Here is a 1,419-nt window from a genome sequence, read left to right on the forward strand (position 1 = left end):
GTTTGACGGCGTTGGCGACCTTCTCGGGTTTGTTTTGGTTGACCCAGTTCAAGGCGTGGCCGAAAGCCTCCAAGGTCGCATCCAACTTTGCGGCTTGCGACTGAGACACCTTGAGCTTGCAGGAAATGGTCAGGACTTGGGTCATGGTTATATCATCGTAACTCCGCATTCCTCCCGACCCTCGCCCTGTGGACAGAGGGCGGGGCTCCTGCGCTAGTAAGCTGAAAGGGGAGCGCCGGGGAGTTGATTTAAGGGTTAGCATCGCACAAGGCCCCCGAGTGCTCTGGACTTAAGGCCTACGGCCCGCTGTTGCAATTGGTTGCTTCCTTTTTGTTAGCCATGAAAATTGCCGCCAACATCACCCAGCTCATCGGTCGCACCCCGCTGGTGCGGTTGAATCGGATCCCTCAGTCGGAAGGGTGTCTGGCCGAGATTGTGGTGAAGTTGGAGAGCTTTAACCCCGCCGCCTCGGTGAAAGATCGCATTGCCGTCAGCATGATCGAGGCTGCCGAACAAGCTGGCTTGATCACCCCCGGCAAGACCATCTTGGTGGAGCCCACCTCTGGCAATACCGGCATTGGCTTGGCCATGGCCGCTGCTGCCAAGGGTTACCGGCTCATCATCGTCATGCCTGAGAGCATGAGCCTTGAGCGGCGACTGCTGTTGAAAGCCTACGGGGCAGAGGTTTATCTGGCCAGCAGTGCTGGAGGCATGGGGGAAGCCATCTGGAAGGCCGAAGAGATCGTCCGCCGCACTCCCAACGCTTATATGTTGGGCCAGTTCACCAATCCCGCCAACCCCCAGATTCATGCCAGAACCACCGGCCCGGAAATTTGGGAAGATACCGATGGTCAGGTGGACATCCTGGTGGCAGGGGTAGGCACCGGCGGCACCATCACGGGGGCGGGCGAGTTTTTGAAGGGGAAAAACCCGGCCATTCGACTGGTGGCCGTTGAACCCAAGGCCAGTGCTGTCTTGAGTGGTGGCCGGCCCGGCTTTCATCGCATTGAAGGGATCGGAGCGGGATTCGTGCCTGATGTGCTGCGGCGCGACCTGCTGGATGAGGTGATTGCGGTGGAAGATGAAGAGAGCATGGTCTACAGCCGTCGCCTGGCCAAGGAAGAAGGGATCCTCTCCGGCATTTCCACCGGGGCTGCCTTGGCGGGAGCCATCCAGGTGGGGCGGCGACCGGAAAACGCTGGCAAGCGGATTGTAATGATCCAGCCTAGTTTTGGGGAACGCTACCTGAGCACACCTCTTTTTCGCGACTTGGAGCGGGATTCCGATTCGAGATGACGATGATGCTGAGACTGCTGCCCTACAGGTCGCCCTGGCCCAGAGGGCGAGCTAGCATGGGTGAGAGTGACGTGGCGGAACGGCAGACGCGCTAGACTTAGGATCTAGTGCCGCAAGGCGTAA

General features: G+C 59.3%; 1 protein-coding gene and 1 pseudogene. One reads left to right on the forward strand and one right to left on the reverse strand.

All coding sequences use genetic code 11. The annotated features are described in order from the left end of the window. Window positions 1-145: pseudogene (locus tag NW838_RS00865) on the reverse strand (RNA-guided endonuclease TnpB family protein); the annotation flags it as partial. Window positions 146-339: 194 nt separating this feature from the next. Between NW838_RS00865 and cysK the strand changes: the two are divergent. After that, complete coding sequence (gene cysK / locus NW838_RS00870; RefSeq protein ID WP_414358488.1) at window positions 340-1,296, forward strand: cysteine synthase A; 957 nt, start codon at window positions 340-342, stop codon at window positions 1,294-1,296. Window positions 1,297-1,419 lie beyond the last annotated feature (123 nt).

The sequence above is a fragment of the Synechococcus sp. R55.2 genome (assembly GCF_047462075.1).
Taxonomy (GTDB): domain Bacteria; phylum Cyanobacteriota; class Cyanobacteriia; order Thermostichales; family Thermostichaceae; genus Thermostichus.